Consider the following 19,643-nt stretch of genomic DNA (forward strand, 5'->3'; position numbering starts at 1 on the left):
GGGCGCGAAGCAGCGGGGCCGGCGGGACCGCGCCGGCGGCAGGCTGTTCAGCCGCGCAGCATAGCAACCGGGAGTGTGCGATTTCGTGTCCACTGCAAGGTCTGACGGGCGCGGACCGATCCGGCGGCCCGCCGCCGATCCCGCGGCGAGATCAGTATTCCGCACCCCGGTCGCAGACCCCGCGACCCTCGCCCGCCAAACTGAATCCGGGGCGAGCCGACCCGGCGCGCAAGTATCGTTTTGAGCTATGATCCGTCCAGATCCAGACGAACCGACCGACGTGAGCAAAACCGCCAAGCCGTCCGCCCCGGCCAAGGGCGCCGCCAAGACCGCCGCCAAAACGCCCGCCCGCGGCCGCGCCGCGACCCGCGAAGGACACGCCCAACGCGGCGTGCGCGACGCCGCCGCGTACCCGTCCCCCGCCGCCAAGCGCGGGCTGTCGGTGCGCGAAACGCCCTCGCCCGCCTACGCCGAAGCGCCGGCCACGCTCAGCGGCTACGTCGATTACCTGCGCGAGGCCACCCCGCTGCAGCGGGTCGAGGCCGAGCGCGAAGGCGTGCCGGCGCGCATGGTCAAGCACATGGCCAGCGACATGGACCTGCCGGCGGTGCGCATGTTCGACATCCTCGGCATCGCCAAGGCCACCGCCGAGGCCAAGGCCGCGCAGCAGGCGCGCATCACCGGCGCCAGCGGCCAGGCCGCGCTGGGCTTGATCCATCTGCTCGGCATCGCCCGCGACATCGTCGACGACAGCACCGACCCGGCCGCCGCCGGCTTCGACGCGGCGCGTTGGCTGGGCCAGTGGATCGAGCAGCCGCAGGCCGCGCTCGGCGGGCAGAAGCCGGCCGACCTGCTCGACACGCCGACCGGCCTGAGCGTGGTCGCGCGCCTGCTCGGCGCGCTGGCCAGCGGCGCCTACCAATGACCCGCCGCGACGGCGCACGCGCGGAGGCGGGCCGATGGTGAAGCTGTGGCGCATCGCCGGCGAAACCCGCGCCTACCGCGCCGACGACATGAGCGGTGCCGGCGCGGCCAAGTTCCCCGGCCGCTGGAACGACGAAGGCCAGCGCGTGCTCTACACCGCCACCTCGCTGGCGCTGGCCGCGCTGGAAACGGCGGCTTACGTCGACGCCCACGGCTTGCCGTTGAACCGGCACGTGGTGTCGATCGAAGTGCCGGCGTCGGTGTGGAAAGCGCGCATCCAACTCGCCGCGGCCGACCTGCCCGGCGGCTGGGACGCGGTGCCGGCCGGCTTGGCCAGCGTGCGCATCGGCGCGCAGTGGCTGCGCGGCGGCGACTCGGCGATCTTGCTGGTGCCGTCGGTGATCGTGCCGGAGGAGTACAACGCGCTGATCAATCCCGAACACCGCGACGCGAAGAAGCTGCGGGCGACGGCGGGGCGGAAGTTTCAGTACAACGTGGTGTTTCGCGCGCCGTGAGGCGAAGCGAGCCGCAGGCTTCGGCGTCCGCTTTTGTAGGAGCGGCGTAAGCCGCGACCCACCGCAGCGGTTCGGTTCCACACCTCGCTCCGAAGCCCGGCGGTTTAGCGATTTGGCTCCGAAACGACGATTGGCCAAGCTTCGGCAGGAACGCTTTCGTAAATCGCTGCGGTTGGATCGCGGCTTGCGCCGCTCCTACAGGGTGCTGCCGCGGCGTGGTGAATCGCCGATACGTTCCGCCGGCGAAACGTATCGGCGGTCGGATGCCTTCGACTCAACCGCGCATCCGCTGAAACCGCCCTTCCTGATGGAACAACGGCCCGAACCACGGGTGCACGACATCGATGCTGACCTCGAACTGCTCGGCATCCAAATCGCGATGCACCAACACGAACCGGCCCGGCCACAGCGGCTTGGGCAACGGCAGGCGCACCCCGCGCCAATGCAGGAAGAAGCCGTTGTCGACGAACACCAAGCGGTTCGGCAGCACTTCCAAGCGCACGCGCATGCCTAACCCGCCGCCGAAGCGTTCGAGCAACTCGCCGTCGCTGCTCAAGGTCATGCGCGAACGGAAGCTGAAAATTTCCTGGGCGAAGTGGTAGGTGCGGGTCTTGATCCAGCCCAGTTGGCGCTGCAGCGGTTCGACGTCGAAACGGAACGGCACGTCGTCGGCGTTGTGGTGCGGCAGCACCCGCGCGTAGCGGATCAGCCGCGCGAACAGCGCGCCCAGGCGGGTGCAGCGCACTTGCTGCATGTCGCCGACGTATTCGGCCTGAGCCTGGCCGTCGGCGAGCGCGAAGCGCGCCTGGATATGCGGGTGCAGCAGCGCCCAGCGCGGGCCCAGCGCGGCCTTGAGCAGTTCGGCCAGATCGTGCGCGGCGGGGCGTTCGCCGTCGCCGCGGGCGATCGGGCGATCCGCCGCCACGGGCGCGACGGCGCGGGCGCCGGCGGCGTTCGCGCGCGCCGGCAGGTCAATGCGTTGCGACAGTTCCATGGTCTTCCCCCGGGTGTCCTTGAGCCATCGGTTCGAAACGGTTGGCCACGCCCACGCTCGCGGGCGCCGCGCGCAAGGCGCTGGCGAGCACGGGGTGGACGAAGACGAAGCGTTGATCGGTCAGGCGCTGCGGCGCGACGACGGGGCCGTCGAGCAGCATCGTCGCCATCTCGCCCAGCAGCAGTCGCAGCGGCGCGGCCGGCATCGCCAGCCACGCGGGCCGATGCAGCGCGCGCGCCAGTTCGCGGGTGAACTCGGCTTGGGTGCAGCCGCCCGGCGCGACCAGGTTGTACGGGCCGCGCACGCCGGCGTGTTCGACCGCGTGTTCGACGAAGCGCAGCACGTCGTCCAGATGGATCCAGGCGAACCATTGCTTGCCCGCGCCCAGGCGCGCGGCGCCGCCGAGCGCGGCGGCCAGCGCCAGCATCGGCAGCAAGCCGCCGCTGCGGTGCAGGACCAAGCCGAGCCGCAGCGTGGTCAAGCGCACGCCGCGTTCGGCCACCGGCGCGGCGGCGCGTTCCCAGGCCGCGCACAGTTCGCTGGGAAAATCGCCGCGCACCGGCGCGACTTCGCGCAGTTCCGGCCCGCTGAGCGCCTGCGCGCCGTACAGGCCGACCGCGCTGGCTTGCAGCCACAGCGCCGGCTTGCGGGTCGCGCGATCGCACCACGCACGCAAGGCGTCGGTGGTGCCGATGCGGCTTGCCAGCAGCGCGCGCTTGCGCTGCGGCGTCCAGCGCGGGCCGACCACCGGCGCGCCGGCGAGATTGACCACCACATCGACGGCTTCGTCGTCGCGCAACTCGGCGGTGTCGGCGATGCAGCGCGCGCGGCCGCCGAAACGCAATGCGGCGCGGCGCGGATCGCGGCTGAGCACGGTGATGCGGTGGCCGCCGGCGAGCAAGCCTTCGACCAAGGCGGTGCCGATGAAGCCGGTGCCGCCGCTGATCAGGAAGTGCTGCTGCGGATGCTGGGCCAGCAACGGCCGCGGCGCCGGCTCGGCGGCGTTGGCGCGCGCGGCCAGACCGTCGCGCACCGCGCTCAGGCCGATGCCGAGCGCGGCCGCGCTGAGCGCCCACGACATCCAACCGTGCGCGGCCGGCGTCAGCGCGCTCGGCAGCGCCCAGTCGGCGCGCGTGGCTAAGGCGTACACCGCGAACATCGCGCCGCCGTTGACCGCGAGGATGGTGTGCAGCACGCGCTCGGTGTTCGGCAGCAGGCGGGTCGCGTCTTCGACCACGAAGTCCCACAAGGTGATGCCGACTTCGATCAGCACCAGCGCCCACACCGCCGCCAGCCACGCGCCTTGCGGGCGGATCCAGGCGAACACTAGGAACAAGAAGCCGTAAACGAAACCGCGCGCCGCATGCAGCTTCAACTCCAGCGCCGCGCTGCGGCGGTTGGCGAGCTTCTCCATCACTTCGTGGTGGGCGATCGTGTCGAGCGCGCCCATCGCGATCTGCAGCAGCAACAAGCTCAGGAACAAGGTGTGCAGGTCCATGACCGCATCCTCAGTAGTGGGTGGGGCAATGGCCGTCGTCGCAACGCGGCGCCGGTTCTTCGCCGGCTTCGCGGTAACCGAGCCAGCGCGAGACGCGGTGGCGGTTCGGCGCGATCCAGCGGTAGGCGCGCGCGGCGGCGCGGCCGGCGCCGGGCACGCGCAACGGCCAGGTCAGCCAACCCAGACCGACCGCGCGGTAGGCCTCGGCGATGCCGGGCACGCCGATCCGCCACTGACCGTCGGCGCCGCGCACGTGCAATGCGTTGCGCAGCGCTTCGAGCTCGAAGCCCCACTGCGCGGCGTCGAAATCCGGCGCGGCGATATCGACCAGACGCAAACGGTCGTGGCGGTCGCCGGCCTTGAGCCGGTGCATCTCGGTGCGGCACAGCGGGCAGGCGCGGTCGTACAGGGCGACGACTTGCTCGGCGGCCGGGCGTGGGGCGGGATCGTTCTTCATGATCGACTCCTACAGTTATTTCGGTAATTACAGAAATTGATGGATAAAAAAGAGCGCGCTCAGGACGGGCGATCGTCGGGCCGCGCGGCGGCGGCGGCGCCGGCTGCGTCCGCGCCGGCGGCGCCCTCGTCCACGTCGTCCTCGTCGCCGAACAGCACGCCCGCGGCCTGCGCCTGCGGTTCCGGCAGCGGCTTGACCGGTCCGCGCACGAATTGCTGGATGCGCGCGCCCATCTTCAGCAGATTGATCAGGGTCTTGGGGTCGAGCCGGTTCATTTCGTCGATCCAGCTGGTGCCGGTCTCCATGAACTCCAGCACCTCGCGCATGCGCGCCAGGGTCAGGCGGTCGCGCGGGTCGGTCTGATCGGGCGCCACGGCGGCGTTGTCGCCGTCGAGCACGGCGGTGCGCAGCATGCTCAGGGTCGGCTCGATCTCGCGCCGGCGCCGCTCCTGGACCACGGCGCGGAAGATGTCCCACACGTCCTTGTAGGTCTCGAAATGGTCGCGGCGGTCGCCGAGCACATGGGTGACCCGGGCCAGATTCCAGGACTGCAGCTCGCGCAGGCTGGTGCTGACGTTGGAGCGGGCCAGATTGAGCGTTTCGCAGATCTCGTCGGCGGTGATCGCGCGCTCGGACAGGAACAGCAGCGCGTGGATCTGGGCGACGGTGCGGTTGACGCCCCAGCGGCTGCCCATCTCGCCCCAGTGGAGGATGAAGCGTTCTTGCAGAGGGCTGAGGGACATGGGGCGTTCTCTAATTTCTGTTTAGACAGAAATTAATGAAGAAACCGTAGGGCGTCAATAGGTCGCAGCCGCCGTTGGTCGGTTTCCTGCCAGGGCTATCCGTCGCAATCGCTGCGACTGGCGGCGCTCAATCTGCGCCAATCCGCCACCTTCCATCCGTCGGCCACGCGTCGCTCGCCCTATCCGTGTGCCCGGGTTGTTACTAAAATTAGTACATGAGCCTCACCGACCTCCGCCGCGCCCTGCTCGCCTTCCTGCACGAACGCCTCGCCGCGGACGGCCTGCCGCCGTCGCAGCAGGAAATCTGCGCGCGCTTCGGCTTCCGCCAGAACCGCTCCGCCGGCTATCACCTGCAGGCGCTGCACGAGGACGGGCTGATCGAGCTGCTGCCGGGCCGCGCCCGCGGCATCCGCCTGCGCCCGGCCGGCGTGCGCGAGGCGCAGGCGTGGCGCGCGGAACGCGACGGGTGGGACGCGCCCTCCTCCGCGACGCCCGCCGCCAACGACGACGCGCTGCCGGTCCTCGGCCGGGTCGCCGCCGGCGCGCCGATCGGCGCCGATCCCGACGCCGAAGCGCATGTCGTGATCGACCGCGCGCTGTTCTCGCCGCGGCCGGACTACCTGCTGCGGGTCAAGGGCGATTCGATGCGCGAGGACGGCATCTTCGACGGCGATCTGGTCGCGGTGCACCGCACCCGCGAGGCGCGCAGCGGGCAAGTGGTGGTCGCGCGCCTGGGCGACGAAATCACCATCAAGCGCCTGCGCATCGACGCCGACGGCATCGCCTTGCTGCCGCGCAATCCCGACTACGCGCCGATCCGCGTGCCCGCCGATGTCGACTTCGCCATCGAAGGCCTGTACTGCGGCCTGGTGCGCAGCGCCTGAGCGCCGGCCGATGAGCGCGCCCGTCTCGCTGGAAGGATTGCTCGGCTCGCGCCGGCTGTGGCGCGGCCAGAACGCGCAGATCGCGCCGTCCGCGCAGCCCACCGGCCACGCTGCGCTCGACGCGGCGCTGCCGACCGGCGGCTGGCCCGAGGCGGCGTTGACCGAACTGTTGCTGCCGCACGCCGGCGTCGGCGAGCTCGAACTGATGTGGCCGGCGCTGGCGCGGCTTTCGCGCGAAGCGTCCGGGCACGAGGCCGGCATGATCGTGCTGGTCGATCCGCCGCTGCTGCCGTACGCGCCGGCGTGGCGCGACGCCGGCGTCGCGCTGTCGCGCCTGCAGGTGGTGCGCGCGAGCGGCCGCGACGCGCTGTGGGCGGCCGAACAATGCCTGCGCTCGGGCGCCTGCGCGGCGGTGCTGTGCTGGCCGCAACGCGCCGACGACCGCGCGCTGCGGCGCTTGCAGGTCGCGGCCGAAACCGGCCAATGCCTGGGCTTCGCCTTGCGCGATCAACGCGCCGCGCTCAACCCTTCGCCGGCCGCGTTGCGCATCGCCGTCGACGCGGCGCCGCGGCAGCTGCGCGTGCTCAAGTGCCGCGGCGGCAATGCGCCGACGCGGGCGATCGCGTTCGCGGCGGCACAAGCGCGCGACGGCGCGGCCACCCGCGACCGCGAGACGCCGCCGCGCATCGACACCGCGACGCCGCTTCGTCCAGACCTCGCATCGCCGCCCGCGCCCGAGGCCAACGGCGCCGCCGTGATTCCTATGCGTGGAAGAGCCTTCCGGCCCGAAGCATCGCGATCCGTTCGCAGCATCGAAGCCGAAAACCCCGGGCCCGAAGGCGCTCCCGCGTCCGACGCCGTGCCGCCGATGGCCACGGCTCCGTCTCAGATGCCGACTCCGATTCCGGTTCCGATTCCAGTTCCGGCGCTGTCGTTTCCGCCGCCGCATCCCTGATCCGCCGCCATGCGCTGGGCCTGCCTGCTGCTGCCGCAACTGGCGATGGACGTCGTCCTTCGCCAACACCCCGATCCCGACCGCCCGCTGGTCCTGGTCGAAGGCCCGCACGCGCGCCGCCGCCTGCATTCGGTCAACGCCGCCGCGCGCGCGCTCGGATTGCGGCCCGGGCTGTCGCTGGTCGCCGCGCAGGCCATCGTCGACGGCTTCCAAACCGCCGATTACGACCCGCACGCCGCCGAACGCGCGCGCCAGCTGCTCGCCGCCTGGGCGTATCGCTACAGCTCGCAGGTCAGCACCGACTTCGCCCACGCCATCGTGCTGGAAATCGCCGGCAGCCGCCGCCTGTTCGGCGCGTGGCCGCAATTGCGCCAGCGCCTGGACGCGGAACTGCGCGAACTCGGCTTTCGCCACCGCATGGCCGCCGCGCCCAATCCGTTCGCCGCGCGCGCGTTGACCAACGTCGACGACGGTTTGTTCTTCGACGACGACATCCTGCTGCCGGCGCTGGCGAAACTGCCGATCGAGCGCAGCGGCCTGGACGCGGCCGCAGTGCAGGCGCTGCAACGCATGGGCCTGCGCAAGCTCGGCGCGGTGTTCGCGCTGCCGCGCGCGCCGCTCGCGCGCCGCTTCGGCCCCGACCTGCTGCTGCGCCTGGACGCGCTGCGTGGCGCGGCCGAGCCGCCGCTGACGTTCTACCAACCGCCCGATGCGTTCGACGCGCGCATCGAGCTCGGCCACGAAGCCGAATCCAGCCAGGCGCTGCTGTTCCCGCTGCGCCGCCTCACCGCCGATCTGGCCGCCTATCTGTCCGGCCGCGACGGCGGCGTGGCCCGCTTCAAGCTGTTGCTCGAACACGAACGCCACAGCCATCGCGAACAACGCCCGCCGAGCGAGATCGCGGTCGGCCTGCTCGCGCCCGAGCGCGAAGCGGCGATGCTGTTCGAGCTCGCGCGCGGCCGCCTGCAACACGCGCAATTGCCGGCGCCGGTGGTGGCGCTGCGCCTGCTCGCCGAAGAACTGCCGCCGTTCGTGCCGGCCGCGCGCGACCTGTTCGACCCGCGCCCGCAACAAGCGCTGCCGTGGGCGCAGTTGCGCGAACGCTTGCGCGCGCGCCTGGGCGACGAACGCGTGCACGGGCTCGCCGCGCATCCCGATCACCGGCCCGAGCGCGCCTGGAAAACCGTGTTGGGCGACGCGCCTAGAACGCGCGCCGACAAAGACCCCGCGCCCGCGGCCCCAGCCACCCGTCCGGGTTGGTTGTTGAGCGAACCCGAACCGCTGCGCGATCCGGTCGCGCGCATCCTCGCCGGGCCCGAGCGGATCGAATCGGGTTGGTGGGACCAGGACGAAGTGCGCCGCGACTACTACCTGATCGAAACCGCGCGCGGCCAACGCGCCTGGGCCTACCGCGACGCCGGCGGCGACGGCCCATTGATCGTGCACGGGTGGTTCGCGTGATCGTTCCCCTGCCCGCTCGCGACCCGCGATCCGACGGCGCGCTGCCCGATTACGCCGAGCTGCATTGTTTGTCGGCTTTCAGTTTTCAGCGCGGCGCGTCTACCGCCATGGAACTGTTCAAGCGCGCCAAGTCGCTCGGTTACAACGCTCTTGCGGTCACCGACGAATGCACGCTCGCGGGCATCGTCCGCGCGCTGCAAGCCGCGCGCGAAACCGGAATGCGATTGATCGTAGGCAGCGAAATCCAGGTATCGGACGGCCCGAAATTGGTGCTGTTGGTGAAAGATCCGACGGGATATGCATCGCTGTGCGGCCTCATCACCGAAGCGAGAATGCGCGCGCAGAAAGGCGAATACCTCTCTCTGCACGAGGACTTCGACGGCCGCTGCGATGGCCTGCTCGCACTGTGGCTGCCCCGATGCGACGAGCGCGACGACCTGCATGCCGCATGGCTCGAACGCAAATTCGGCGAGCGGCTGTGGGTGGCCGTGGAACTGCATCGCGGCCCAAACGACGACAAACGGCTGGCCGACCTGCAGGCCTTGGCCAAGCGCCATCGTCTTCCCTGCGTCGCCGCGGGCGATGTGCATATGCACGAGCGCGGGCGACGCCGGTTGCAGGACGTGCTGACCGCCGTTCGGCACAGGACCACCGTAAGCGCAGCCGGAGAGCGATTATTCCCCAACGGCGAAAGGCATCTGCGGATCCGCAAGGCATTGGCCGCGATCTATCCGCCGGACCTGTTGGCGGAAACCTTGAAGATAGCCGCGCAGTGCGATTTCGATCTCAAACGGGACCTGAAATACAAGTATCCCCGCGAACTGGTTCCGCAAGACGAAACCCCGACCACCTGGCTGCGCAAGCTGGTCGAAAAAGGTGCCGGGCAGCGATGGCGCCAAGGCGTTTCCCAGCGCGCGCTCGAGCAGATCGACAGCGAGCTTTCGATCATCGCTTTTCACGGATACGAGGCTTACTTCCTCACTGTCCACGACATCGTGAATTTCGCCCGATCCAAGAACATCCTGTGCCAAGGAAGAGGCTCGGCGGCCAATTCGGTGGTGTGCTATGCACTGGGCATCACCGAGATCGACCCGATCAAACAGGCGTTGCTGTTCGAGCGGTTCATGTCGCGCGAACGCAAAGAGCCGCCCGACATCGACGTCGATTTCGAGCATGAGCGACGCGAAGAAGTGCTTCAGTACGTCTTCGACCACTATGGCCGGGATCGCGCCGCGTTGACGGCGGTGGCGATCAGCTATCGCGGCCGCAGTGCCGTGCGCGACGTGGCCGCCGCCCTGGGCATGCCGCAAGACCAAATCAGCGAATTGTCCAAGACGCTGGACCGTTGGAGCGACGGCACCTTGCTGATCCAGGAGCTGATCGAACGCGGTTTCGACCCGGAATCGCCGGTACTGAGGAAGGCGGTCGAGCTCAGCAACCTATTGGTCGAAAACTATTTCCCCAGGCACCTGTCCCAGCACCCCGGCGGCTTCGTCATCTCCGAACAGGCGCTGCATACATTGGTTCCGGTCGAGAACGCGGCGATGGACAAGCGCACGATCGTGCAGTGGGACAAGGACGATCTGGACGAACTCGGGATATTGAAGGTCGATTGCCTCGCCCTCGGCATGCTCACCGCGGTCCACAAGATCTTCAAGCTGCTCAAGTCCCAGGGGCATGGCGAGATGACCATGTCGGGAATCCTGGAACGCGGCGACGACGAGAAGGTCTACGAGATGATCTGCGAAGCCGACACCGTCGGCGCGTTCCAGATCGAATCCCGCGCGCAGATGTCCATGCTGCCGCGATTGCGGCCGGTCAAGTTCTACGACTTGGTCGTGCAGATCGCCATCGTTCGCCCGGGGCCCATCCAGGGCAACATGGTCAATCCCTATCTTTTGGCCAGAAAAAAACAACCCAGCGAGATCGAATACCCGAAGGAAGAACTCGAGCAAGCTCTGGGGCGCACCTTGGGCGTTCCGTTGTTCCAAGAACAGGTCATGCAAATCGCCATGATCGCCGCGAAGTTCAGCGCCGACGAAGCCGATGCGCTGCGCAGATCGATGGCGGCGTGGAAACGCCATGGCGGCTTGGATCCGCATCGGGAGAAACTGACGACACGGATGCTCGGGCGCGGCTACGAAATCGAATTCATCGACCGGATTTTCGAGCAGATCAAAGGCTTCGGCAGCTACGGCTTCCCCGAATCGCACGCCGCCAGCTTCGCGCTCATCGCCTACGTAAGCTGCTGGCTGAAGTATTACCACCCCGCCGCCTTCGCCTGCGGCATCATCAACTCGATGCCGATGGGCTTCTACACCCACGGCCAGATCTTGCACGACGTGCGCCGCAAGGGCGTGACGATCCTGCCGGTGGACGTGCGCTACAGCGATTGGGACTGCACGCTCGAAGCCCTGCCCGGGCGCGGCGAGCGCAAGCATCCGCACGCGATCCGGATGGGGCTGCGGCTGGTCAACGGCTTCGACGAAGCCTCGGCCAACCGGATCAGCGATGCGCGCGCGCAGGCGCCGTGGCGCGACGTGGACGATCTGTGCGAACGCGCCGGGCTGGATGCGCGCGTGCGCGCGGTGCTCGCCGACGCCGGCGCGTTGCGCGCGCTGGCCGGGCATCGCCACCGCGCGCGTTGGGCGGTCGCGGGCGTGGACACGCAGTTGCCATTGTTCGCCGGCGTCGCCCGCGAGGAAGCGCAGGTCGCGCTGCCCTTGCCCAGCGCCGGCGAGGACGTGCGCGCCGATTACGCGCTGCTGGGCACCACTCTCGGCCCGCATCCGCTGGCGCTGCTGCGCAGCGCTTTGCACGCGCGGCGCTGCCGGCGCTCGTCGCAGCTCAAGCTGGTCGATCACGGCCGGCACGTGCGCTTCGCCGGTTTGGTGACGGTGCGCCAACACCCGGAAACCTCCAGCGGCGTGACCTTCCTGAGCCTGGAAGACGAGGACGGCATGGTCAACGCCGTGGTCTGGCGCGATCTGGCCCAGCGCCAGCGGCGGGTGCTGGTGGAAGCGCGGCTGATGGCCATCGACGGCAAGCTCGAACGCGTGGACGGCGTGCAGCACATCGTAGTGTCGCGCATGGAGGATCTCACGCCGCTGCTGGGATCGCTGGCGACGCATTCGCGCGACTTCCATTGAAGACCGGCGCGGCGCGCAGCGACGCCGACGATACCCATCGAACCGCGCCCGCGAAACCATCGCGGCGGCGCGCCGCGCTTCGACGCATGCGACGCACGCTTCGATCTATTGGACGCGTCCGTCTAACCTGGATTTAACCCGCACGAATTTCCGCGCGGCTAGGATGCCCGGACGCAACGAACACAAGGAACCTGTTCATGAACAAGCTCCCCTGCCTCGCGCTTGCCGCGTTTCTCGCCATCGCCAGCGCCCCCGCGCTCGCCGAAGTCGGCACCCTCAGCAACAACGGCACCGGCGCGACCAAGGCCGCCGCGGAAGCCAAGGCCAAGAAAAATCTGGAAGACGCCTGCCAATCGCACAAAGGCCAGGTCGTGGAAGGCTCGTTCAAAGTCACCTTCGACAAACAGATGAGCAATGGTCAGTTTTACGTAGACGCGACCATGCAGTGCGACATTCCGTAAACGGATTCAAGCGATGTCCCACCCGAAGCCCCCGCGCCGCGGGGGCTTTTTCGTTCGCGCTTCGATCCGATGGTCTCGACGGACTCCCGCAACGCCCGGCCCGATGAAGCCTCGCGCCGACACGGGATCGAGATCTGCGTCCAGATCGAACCCAAGGCGCGATCGAACCGGCGCTGAAGTTCGCGCATCCGGCGTTCGAGCATCTGGATCACGCGCCGCGTGCGCCGAACCATCGCCTCGCGCGCCGAAAACAGCTACTCCGGCCGCTCCTTGACCGGCCGCTTGGCCAGCTTGCGCTGCAGCGTGCGCCGGTCCACGCCGAGCACGCGCGCGGCTTGGGAGACGTTGCCGCCGCATTCGGCCAGCACGCGCTGCATGTGCTCCCAACCTTGCCGGCGCAGCGACACCGGTGCGTCCGGCGGCGGCGCGGCGTCTTCGCCGGGCGCTTCGAAGGATTGCGCCAGCGCGTCGATGTCGAACGGCTTGGGCAGGTAATTCCAGGCGCCGCGGCGCATCGCGTCGACCGCGGTGGCGATGCTGGCGTAACCCGTGGCCAGGACGATGCGCGCCTGCGGGCAGCGCCGGCGCAGTTCGCCGATCAGCAGCAGGCCGTTGTCGGCGCCGAGCTTGAGGTCGAGCACGATGCCGTCCGGCGCGAACGCTTCCACCGCCGCCAATGCGCTGGCCGCGTCGTGGCGCGCCTGCGCCTCGATGCCGCGGCGCGCGAGCATCCGCGCCAGCACCTGGCAGAACGCCAGATCGTCGTCGATCAGCAGGATCCGCGCGGGCAGGCTCACGGCGCGCCCTCCGCGATCAGCGGCAGCTCGACTTCGGTGATGCAGCCGCCATCGTCGCGCTCGCCCTGCTTCACCGTGCCGCGGCTGCGTTCGATGCTCGATTTGGAAATCATCAGGCCGATGCCCAACCCCGTGCCCTCGCCGTCGCGGCGCGGCTTGGCGATCCGCGCCGGGCCCGCGCCGCGGTCGCGGATGGCGATGTTGAGGCGGCCTTCGCGCAGCGCGGTTTCCACCTCCACCGGCTCGTCGACGCCGGCCGCGGCGTTGGCGTCGGCGGCGTTGTTGATGAGGTTGATCAGCGCTTGCTGCAGGCCGGCGTCCACCCGCACCCGCCGCTGCGCCGCGCCGGCGAAGAAACGCGCGGTGGCGTTGGGCCGCAACAGCCGCCAGCGGTCGACGCAGGCGTGGACGAAGGCGTCGGCGGCTTCCACCGAACTCTCGCCGGCCGCGCCGCGGCGGGCCATGTCGGCCAGCGCGCGCACGTGGTCGCGACAGTGCGCGAGCTGCGAGCGCAGCAGTTCGATGTCCTCGCGCGCCGGCGGGTGATCGCCGCCGAGCCAGTCGTCCACCAACAAGCCCATCGTCGCCAGCGGCGTATTGAGTTCGTGCGCGGTGCCGGCGGCGAGCGAGCCCAGCGCCGACAGCGATTCGTCGCGGATCGCGCGCTCGCGCGCCTCCGACAGGCGCCGGCGCTGCTCGCGCACGATGGTCATGAAGCGGCTCAGCACCACGGCCATGATTCCGGCCGAGAGCAGGAAGTTGACCCACATCCCGGTGACGTGCAGTTGGAAATCGCTGCCGTGCAAATGCGGCAGATCGACGTGATGGCCCATCAGCCAGGTGTAGAGCGCCGCGGTCAGCACGGTCAGGCCGAGCATCGGCGCGATGTCCAGGCCGATCGCCGCCAGCGCCACCGGCACCAGATACAGCGACACGAACGGATTGGCCGGGCCGCCGGAGAAATACAGCAGCGCGGTCAGCGCCAGCAGATCCGCCAGCACCTGCAGCGCCACCGCGCGCGCGCCGGCGTCGCGATGGGCCAGCCACCACCAGTGGCTGAGCACGTTGAACAGCAGCAGCCCGGCCGAGATCGACAGCAGTTCGCGGGTAGGAATCGGCAGGCCCAGGCGCTGGCTGACGAACACCACGGTCAGCATCTGGCCGGCCACCGCCATGTATCGCAGGTAGATCAGCAGTTGCAGCACGGGCGGGTCTCGGGGGCGGAACAGGCGATTATCGCACCGCCCCGGCGCGGCGGGCTGCGGCAACCCGCCGCGGTGCGCCGCCGCGCGCGGCCATGCTGCGGCGCGGCGCGGAACCCGACCGATGCCGCAATTGCGCGCGCCGCCGCGGCATGAACGCGCGCGCCGGCCTGTCGCTATCGACAGTGCGCTTCGCGCGCGGCCGCGACGGCCTAAGCTGCGGCGGCCAGGAACCCACTGGCGACAGACAAGGAAAGGACGTCATGAAATCGATTGGATGGACGCTGGCCAACGCGGCGCTGTGCGGCGCGCTGGCCCTGGCCGCGATCGGCTCGGCCGCCGCGCCCTCGACCGCGCAGGCGCAGATCGGCAACCGCCCGCGGCTGTGGTGCTTCGTGAGCCCGAACGATCTGCCGGGCGACCCCAACTTCGGCCGCTGCGCCTCGTTCTACCCCGGCGCGAGCAGCTACCGCGCCGACTTCGACGTGCGCAATTTGCCGGCCGGCAGCTACACCTACGTGTGGACCAGCGAACTCGCCGGCGTGCTGCCGTGCACGACCCAAAGCTGCACCCGCACGTATCGCGGCTCGGCGCCGGTGTCGGATCTGGTGACGGTGACTTACACCAACACGGCCACCGGCGCGTCGGCGACGCTTGGGGCGAACGTGCAGATCAACGGGCCGATTTGAGTCGCCTGAGCTTGGAGACGACGTCGAAAAAAAGCGGGCCGTAAGGCCCGCTTTTCGTTTCCGCGTCGCGCCCGCGATTACCAGTCCGCTTGCAGGCTCACGTTCGAATACGCCGAGTAACCGAACACGCCGACGTAGAAATCGCCGGGCGGCGGATTGTTGACCGATGCCCCCTCGTTGCTGCCGGCGATGCCGGTGGCTATGTCGTAGCTGGCCAGGGTCGGCGGCTCGCCGTACTTGACGAACATGTCGGCATCGCCCGCGCCGGCCAGAGTCAACATGAAGTTGGGCGTGTTCGGCGGCACGGTGAAGCGGAAATAGCGGAACGTATTGATCGCGCCGCTGAGGCCGCCGACCGCCACGCCCTTGCTCAACTGCTGCACGGGCGCGCCGCCTTCCATGCGATAGCGCCGCGCCAGCTTGCGGCTCGGCCCGCCCTCGCTCTCGGCCCAGGACACGGTGTAGTGGCCGTCCGGATTCATCGCCACATGCAGCGATCCCGGATAGAGCACCGCCGCGGCCGGCGCGGCATCGACCCGGAACGTCGCGCCGAGCGAGCTGCCGTCGGCGGCGTACTCATGCGCATACACGTTCCACTGCGCGTACTCGTCGGTGAACGACGAGCGCTGCGCCCAAACCGCGAGCGTGCGGCCGTCGCCGGCGATGGCAACCCGCGTGCTGTAAAACGCCGAGCCGGCGGTGCCCGGCGGGTCGCGGCCCAGCAGCACGTTGTCGCCGAGCTTGGCGCCGCTGGCGTCGAAGCGCTGGAAGCGCGCCGAGGTCGAGCGCGGCGTCATGACGAATCCGTCCCAGCCGAAAATGTGCTTCCCGGCCGAGTTCGACGCCAGTTGGACGATTTCGTTGGCGCTTTCGCCGTTGCCGGCCACGTCGGTCACGTCGTTCAGCGCGCCCAACAGCGCGCCGTCGCGGCTGTAACGCAGCAGACGGTGCTGAACTGGAGACTGGTTCGTGCCCGGCCGGCTCATCTGGTTGACGATGAAATTGCCCGCGCCGTCCATCGCCAGACCCCAGGACTGCAGGTTGGTCTGGGGGTTGCCGCTGGCGATCAGCAACTCGCCGGTGCGCGCGGTGCCGTTGCTGTTGAACACCCTGGCATAGGTCGAGAAGATGCTCGGCTCGGTCGGCGTGCTGCTCAGCACGTTGTAGACGATCACGAACAGGCCCGCGTCGTTGATCGCCACCTGTAGGGTCTGGCCGCGGACGCTGGCCTGGAAGCGCGGCACCACGACCGCGCCGTCGCGGTTGAACACTGTGGCGTACACGCCCTGGGCGGTGACGTTGGCGACCACGTAATTGCCCAGCCGGTTGGCGGCGATATCGCTCCACGTGCCGGGCATCGAATGCGATCCCGCCAGCAGGCCGTCCTTGCCGTAGCGGCGGACCGTGCTGCTTTCCAGATCGTTGCGGCTGCTGACGAACAGCATGCCGCCGTCGCCGCCGGCGGTGGCTTCAAGGCTGCCGTCGCCCCATTCGAAGCCTTGCAGCACGTACGGCGCGCTCAACGCCGCTGCGCCCGCCGAACCGCTGACCAGGGTCAGCGCCGCGGCCCAGCCGACCAGCCAGCGCAGCGCGTTACGAACTTCCCTTCGCATATCTGCTCCTTTGAAATACAAAAAGCGCGCACCGCTGGGCGGCGCGCGCCGGCCCGTCGGGCCAGGACCGATTATCGCCCGGCCGGGTCTCGCAGCCTGCGACCGTGCATCGCCGTGCGAACGGTTGCCTGCGCATGAAATACATGCAAAAGGCGGGCCGAGGCCAGCCCTTTGCCGCTAGACCGGTCGCCGGCCGCGCCGATGCGGTTTGATCGAACCGGCTTCAGGCGAACCGCCATCAATCGAACTTGACGTCGTACTCCAGCCAGAACTGACGCCCATACGGATCGTAATTGCCGACCGGATAGAACGGCCAGCCGCCGTTGTTGCGGTCCTGCGGCGGGTTGGAATCGCGCAGGTTGTTGACGATCAGCGACAGCTTGGAGCGGTCGCCGAACCGGTACGACACGCTGCCGTTGTACTTGGTGTACGGGCCGTAGCGGCCGCTGCCGTCGCTCTTGGGCAGGCTGCCGTAGCGGTAGGCGCTGAGGTCGGCGGTCCACGCGCCGATACTCCAGTTCAGGCCGGTGTTGAGCTTGCTGCGCCAGTCGCCGGCTTGCAGCGGGTCGAGCGTGTTGCGCAGGTCGATGCGCGGGTCGTCGGCGAACTGCTGGTAGTCGTGCTTGATCACCAGGGTGTAGGCCAGGCGCGCGGCGAAGTCGCCGAAGCGGCCGGCGCTCCAACGCACGTTGGTCTTCACGTCGACGCCGTCGGTGCGCTCGGACGCGGCGTTGATCGCGTTGACCAGCACGCGGCGCACCTGATCGGGCTGCACCGGCGCGTCGGACGGGTTGCGGATCACCCGGCCCAGCACTTCCTGGCAGTTGGCCGAATTGATGTCGCGCGGCTCGCCGCCGAGGGTGCGGCCCAGGCGGCAGTCGGCTTCCTCGCGCAGGATGCGGGCGCTGTCGAGGTTGGTGACTTCGTCTTCCAGGCGGATCGAGTAGTAATCCACCGACAGGTCGAAGTTCTGCGACGGCGACCACACCACGCCCAGGCCGTAGGACTTGCCGTTCTCCGGCTTCAGACCGGTGTTGCCGTTGCTGGTGTAGTCGATGGCGAGGCCGGAGAAATCGCAATCGTCGTAGGCCTGGCCGGCGGTGCGGCAGCGCCAGTAGTCGGTCATGCCCGGGTTATAGCCGCGGGTTTCGGCGGCGAAGATGTAGTTCATGTCCGGCGCGCGGAAGCTGGTGGCGGCGGTGGCGCGCACCAGCAGGCTGTCGGTCGGACGGTATTCCAGGCCCGCGTTCCAGGTCGCCTTGCCCGACTTGCGCCCGGCGAAGCGGAACTCGTCGTAGCGCGCGGCGGCCGAGGCGGTCAGCGTGCTGAAGATCGGAATGCTGAGCTCGGCGCCGATGGCGTAGCGGTCGCGGTCGCCGCTGGAGCGCGAGCCGGCGCTGGTGTTCCAGAACGTGCCGTCGCCCAGGCGCGGGTCGGGACGGTTGCTGTAGCCCTGGGTGCCCGCTTCGATCACGCCGGCGAAACCGACCGTGCCGGCCGGCAGGTCGAACAGGTGGCCGTTGACGCTGAAGCTCAGGTTTTGGATCCAGGCGGCGTTGACGCCTTCGTAGAAACCGGTGAGGCGCTGGTAATCGGCCGGCGTCAGCGCGGTGTACAAACGCGCCGGATCGGGGTTGTAGATGCCGATGCCGGCCGCGGTCGTGCCCAGGCGCGGGCCGAGGAAGAATTCGTTGACGCCGGCCAGGAACTGGCGGCGCTTGGTCCGGTTCTCGTTGCGGCCGTGGTTGTAGGCCAGCTCGTAGTTCCAGTCGCTGTCGCCCAGCGCGCCGCGCGCGCCGACCGAGAACGCCCAGGAACGCTCCAGGAAGCGGTTGTTGTTGGCGTGGGCCGAGCCGATTTCCTCCGGCGCGATGCGGCGGTACCAGATCTCGTTGAGGCCGGTGGCCTGATTGAGGAAGTAGTTGTTGTCCGAGGTCCAACTCGGCGCGCGGGTATTGTTCTCGATGCTGGCGACGCCGAGCTGCACGTCGGCGAACAGCTCGGTGCGCTCGTTGAGATGCCAGGTCAGCAGGCCGTAGGCGTCGGCGTTCTTCTTCTGCGTCTGCAAGGTCCAGAACGCCGGCGCGGCCTCGTTGCTGCCGCAGTACCAGCCTTGGCGCGGGTTGTTCGAGCGCGTGGTCGAGCCGTGATAGAGCCCGGACAAGCCGCCGCAGGCCGCGCCCGGATCGATGAAACCGTTGGTGCGCGCGTTGCGGCGATAACCGACCTGGGTCGGATTGATCCGCTCGCCGGTCGGGTTGTCGAGCAGCGAATCCATGAAGTCGCGCTGATCGCCCCAGATCGCCTGACGGTGCGAGAGCTCGACGCCGTAGACCGCGTCGAAGCGATCGTTGGAATAGCCGCTGACCACCTGCAAGCGCTGATTCTGGCCGCCGCCCTGCTCGGTCCCGCCGACGCGCACGTTGACCTGGGTGCCGTCGAACTTCTTCTTGAGGATGAAGTTGACCACGCCGGCGACCGCGTCGGAGCCGTACACCGCCGAGGCGCCGCCGCCGAGCACTTCGATGCGTTCGATCAGCGCGCTGGGGATGTTGGCGAGGTTGACGACGTTGACCGAGCCTTCGTAGGCCAGCGGATAGTCGGCCTGACGGCGGCCGTTGATCAGCACCAAGGTGTGGTTGGGGCCGAGGCCGCGCAGGTTGATGACGTTGGCGGCCGGAGTGAAGGTGTTGCCGTAGTCCTCGCCCTGCACCACGCCGGTGTTCTGGCTCAGCGCGGCGAGCGCGTCGAACGCGCTGCGGAAACCTTGCTTGTCGATTTCCTCGGCGCTGATGACGGTGACCGGCGACGGGCCTTCCAGGCTGGCGCGCGGAATGCGCGAGCCGGTGACCACGACCTGATCGAGCGTGGTCGCGGCCCGGTCTTGCGGCGCATCGGCGGCGGCCTCGGCGGCCAACGCGGGCGCGGCTAGCGCCGACAACGCCAGAGCGAGAAACACGGACAGCGGCCGGCGCTGCGGCCGGAAGACGGCTTGCATGGGGGAAATCCTCTGCGGATGGAAGGCCCGGCTCAGCGCTTGGTGGAATCCCCTTATGCGCGCCGCGGCGATGAAGCATCTTTGTTGCCCCGCAACATGAGCAGAAATGAAGCCGCCGCATCTGCTTATGTCGCGCGGGAATTTGCGCAATCGCGCATTAGTCTGCCGCGCGCGCCGCGGCGCGCTTGTGCCGCGCCGCACGGATCGCGAACGCGCGCGATCCGCGCCGAGATCGGCGCCAACCGGCAAATGCGGCAAAGCGCACTGGCTTCGCGACACCGGCTAAGCGCAGCGCGCGTGGCC

Annotated in this window: 15 protein-coding genes and 1 pseudogene; 8 read left to right on the forward strand and 8 right to left on the reverse strand. The window is 69.1% G+C overall.

Annotated features, from left to right (window positions below; all coding sequences use genetic code 11):
* The first annotated feature begins 280 nt into the window (after positions 1-280).
* Both J5226_RS18515 and J5226_RS18520 read left to right on the forward strand, forming a co-directional pair.
* The gene (locus J5226_RS18515) at positions 281-925 is read left to right on the forward strand and encodes an antitoxin Xre/MbcA/ParS toxin-binding domain-containing protein (protein ID WP_215835977.1); all 645 of its coding nucleotides are present in this window, start codon (positions 281-283) and stop codon (positions 923-925) included.
* A gap of 34 nt (positions 926-959) precedes the next feature.
* Positions 960-1,439, forward strand: a complete 480-nt coding sequence (locus tag J5226_RS18520) for an RES family NAD+ phosphorylase (RefSeq protein WP_215835978.1) — start codon at positions 960-962, stop codon at positions 1,437-1,439.
* Between the two features lie 274 nt (positions 1,440-1,713).
* Here J5226_RS18520 and J5226_RS18525 read toward each other — a convergent pair whose 3' ends face one another.
* Genes J5226_RS18525 through J5226_RS18540 form a run of 4 tightly spaced genes read right to left on the reverse strand, consistent with a single transcriptional unit; the run spans position 1,714 to position 5,131 of the window.
* The gene (locus J5226_RS18525) at positions 1,714-2,433 is read right to left on the reverse strand and encodes a DUF4166 domain-containing protein (RefSeq protein ID WP_215835979.1); all 720 of its coding nucleotides are present in this window, start codon (positions 2,431-2,433) and stop codon (positions 1,714-1,716) included.
* Complete coding sequence (locus J5226_RS18530) at positions 2,411-3,931, reverse strand: TIGR01777 family oxidoreductase (RefSeq protein WP_215835980.1); 1,521 nt, start codon at positions 3,929-3,931, stop codon at positions 2,411-2,413. Before J5226_RS18530 ends, J5226_RS18525 begins: the two co-directional genes overlap by 23 nt.
* Before the next feature lie 10 nt (positions 3,932-3,941).
* Entirely contained in the window at positions 3,942-4,388 is a 447-nt protein-coding gene (locus J5226_RS18535) for a DUF393 domain-containing protein (protein ID WP_215835981.1), read from the reverse strand.
* A gap of 59 nt (positions 4,389-4,447) precedes the next feature.
* Positions 4,448-5,131 (reverse strand): MarR family transcriptional regulator, encoded by a 684-nt coding sequence (locus J5226_RS18540; RefSeq protein ID WP_215835982.1) that lies wholly within the window; start codon positions 5,129-5,131, stop codon positions 4,448-4,450.
* A gap of 215 nt (positions 5,132-5,346) precedes the next feature.
* Here J5226_RS18540 and lexA point away from each other — a divergent pair, with 215 nt between their 5' ends.
* The 5 genes and pseudogenes from lexA (at position 5,347) to J5226_RS18565 (ending at position 12,041) form a co-directional block, all read left to right on the forward strand.
* On the forward strand, positions 5,347-6,015 hold the full coding sequence (lexA, locus tag J5226_RS18545; RefSeq protein ID WP_215835983.1) for a transcriptional repressor LexA: 669 nt from the start codon (positions 5,347-5,349) through the stop codon (positions 6,013-6,015).
* Positions 6,016-6,025: 10 nt separating this feature from the next.
* A pseudogene (imuA, locus tag J5226_RS25490) lies at positions 6,026-6,616 on the forward strand (translesion DNA synthesis-associated protein ImuA); the annotation flags it as partial.
* Positions 6,617-6,979: 363 nt separating this feature from the next.
* Positions 6,980-8,431, forward strand: coding sequence for a DNA polymerase Y family protein (locus tag J5226_RS18555; RefSeq protein ID WP_215835984.1), 1,452 nt, complete (start codon positions 6,980-6,982; stop codon positions 8,429-8,431).
* On the forward strand, positions 8,428-11,580 hold the full coding sequence (locus J5226_RS18560; RefSeq protein ID WP_255322849.1) for an error-prone DNA polymerase: 3,153 nt from the start codon (positions 8,428-8,430) through the stop codon (positions 11,578-11,580). The genes J5226_RS18555 and J5226_RS18560 overlap by 4 nt, the downstream gene beginning before the upstream one ends.
* Positions 11,581-11,777: 197 nt before the next feature.
* Positions 11,778-12,041 carry a hypothetical protein gene (locus J5226_RS18565; RefSeq protein WP_215835985.1) on the forward strand — a complete coding sequence of 88 codons (264 nt, stop codon included), beginning with the start codon at positions 11,778-11,780 and terminating at the stop codon, positions 12,039-12,041.
* Positions 12,042-12,295: 254 nt separating this feature from the next.
* Here the strand turns inward: J5226_RS18565 and J5226_RS18570 are convergent, their stop codons facing one another.
* Together J5226_RS18570 and J5226_RS18575 are read right to left on the reverse strand one after the other, a co-directional pair.
* On the reverse strand, positions 12,296-12,838 hold the full coding sequence (locus tag J5226_RS18570; RefSeq protein WP_255322850.1) for a response regulator: 543 nt from the start codon (positions 12,836-12,838) through the stop codon (positions 12,296-12,298).
* Positions 12,835-14,043, reverse strand: coding sequence for an ATP-binding protein (locus tag J5226_RS18575; RefSeq protein WP_215835986.1), 1,209 nt, complete (start codon positions 14,041-14,043; stop codon positions 12,835-12,837). Before J5226_RS18575 ends, J5226_RS18570 begins: the two co-directional genes overlap by 4 nt.
* 260 nt (positions 14,044-14,303) lie before the next feature.
* On the opposite strand from J5226_RS18575, the gene J5226_RS18580 reads away from it, so the two are divergent.
* Positions 14,304-14,729: a hypothetical protein gene (locus tag J5226_RS18580; protein ID WP_215835987.1), complete on the forward strand. Its 426-nt coding sequence runs from the start codon at positions 14,304-14,306 to the stop codon at positions 14,727-14,729.
* 77 nt (positions 14,730-14,806) lie between these two features.
* On the opposite strand, the gene J5226_RS18585 is transcribed toward J5226_RS18580, so the two are convergent.
* Positions 14,807-16,342, reverse strand: coding sequence for a PPC domain-containing protein (locus J5226_RS18585; RefSeq protein ID WP_215835988.1), 1,536 nt, complete (start codon positions 16,340-16,342; stop codon positions 14,807-14,809).
* A 238-nt stretch (positions 16,343-16,580) separates the two neighbouring features.
* Positions 16,581-19,340 carry a TonB-dependent receptor gene (locus J5226_RS18590; protein WP_215835989.1) on the reverse strand — a complete coding sequence of 920 codons (2,760 nt, stop codon included), beginning with the start codon at positions 19,338-19,340 and terminating at the stop codon, positions 16,581-16,583.
* Between the last annotated feature and the right edge of the window lie 303 nt (positions 19,341-19,643).

It is taken from the genome of Lysobacter sp. K5869, assembly GCF_018847975.1.
In the GTDB taxonomy this organism is placed as follows: domain Bacteria; phylum Pseudomonadota; class Gammaproteobacteria; order Xanthomonadales; family Xanthomonadaceae; genus Lysobacter.

Bases quoted from the DNA above. Each gene is read 5' to 3' on its own strand.
- J5226_RS18520 (WP_215835978.1), top strand. From the start codon at position 960: ATGGTGAAGCTGTGGCGCATCGCCGGCGAAACCCGCGCCTACCGCGCC.
- J5226_RS18525 (WP_215835979.1), bottom strand. From the start codon at position 2,433: ATGGAACTGTCGCAACGCATTGACCTGCCGGCGCGCGCGAACGCCGCC.
- J5226_RS18530 (WP_215835980.1), bottom strand. From the start codon at position 3,931: ATGGACCTGCACACCTTGTTCCTGAGCTTGTTGCTGCTGCAGATCGCG.
- J5226_RS18535 (WP_215835981.1), bottom strand. From the start codon at position 4,388: ATGAAGAACGATCCCGCCCCACGCCCGGCCGCCGAGCAAGTCGTCGCC.
- J5226_RS18540 (WP_215835982.1), bottom strand. From the start codon at position 5,131: ATGTCCCTCAGCCCTCTGCAAGAACGCTTCATCCTCCACTGGGGCGAG.
- lexA (WP_215835983.1), top strand. From the start codon at position 5,347: ATGAGCCTCACCGACCTCCGCCGCGCCCTGCTCGCCTTCCTGCACGAA.
- J5226_RS18555 (WP_215835984.1), top strand. From the start codon at position 6,980: ATGCGCTGGGCCTGCCTGCTGCTGCCGCAACTGGCGATGGACGTCGTC.
- J5226_RS18565 (WP_215835985.1), top strand. From the start codon at position 11,778: ATGAACAAGCTCCCCTGCCTCGCGCTTGCCGCGTTTCTCGCCATCGCC.
- J5226_RS18580 (WP_215835987.1), top strand. From the start codon at position 14,304: ATGAAATCGATTGGATGGACGCTGGCCAACGCGGCGCTGTGCGGCGCG.
- J5226_RS18585 (WP_215835988.1), bottom strand. From the start codon at position 16,342: ATGCGAAGGGAAGTTCGTAACGCGCTGCGCTGGCTGGTCGGCTGGGCC.
- J5226_RS18590 (WP_215835989.1), bottom strand. From the start codon at position 19,340: ATGCAAGCCGTCTTCCGGCCGCAGCGCCGGCCGCTGTCCGTGTTTCTC.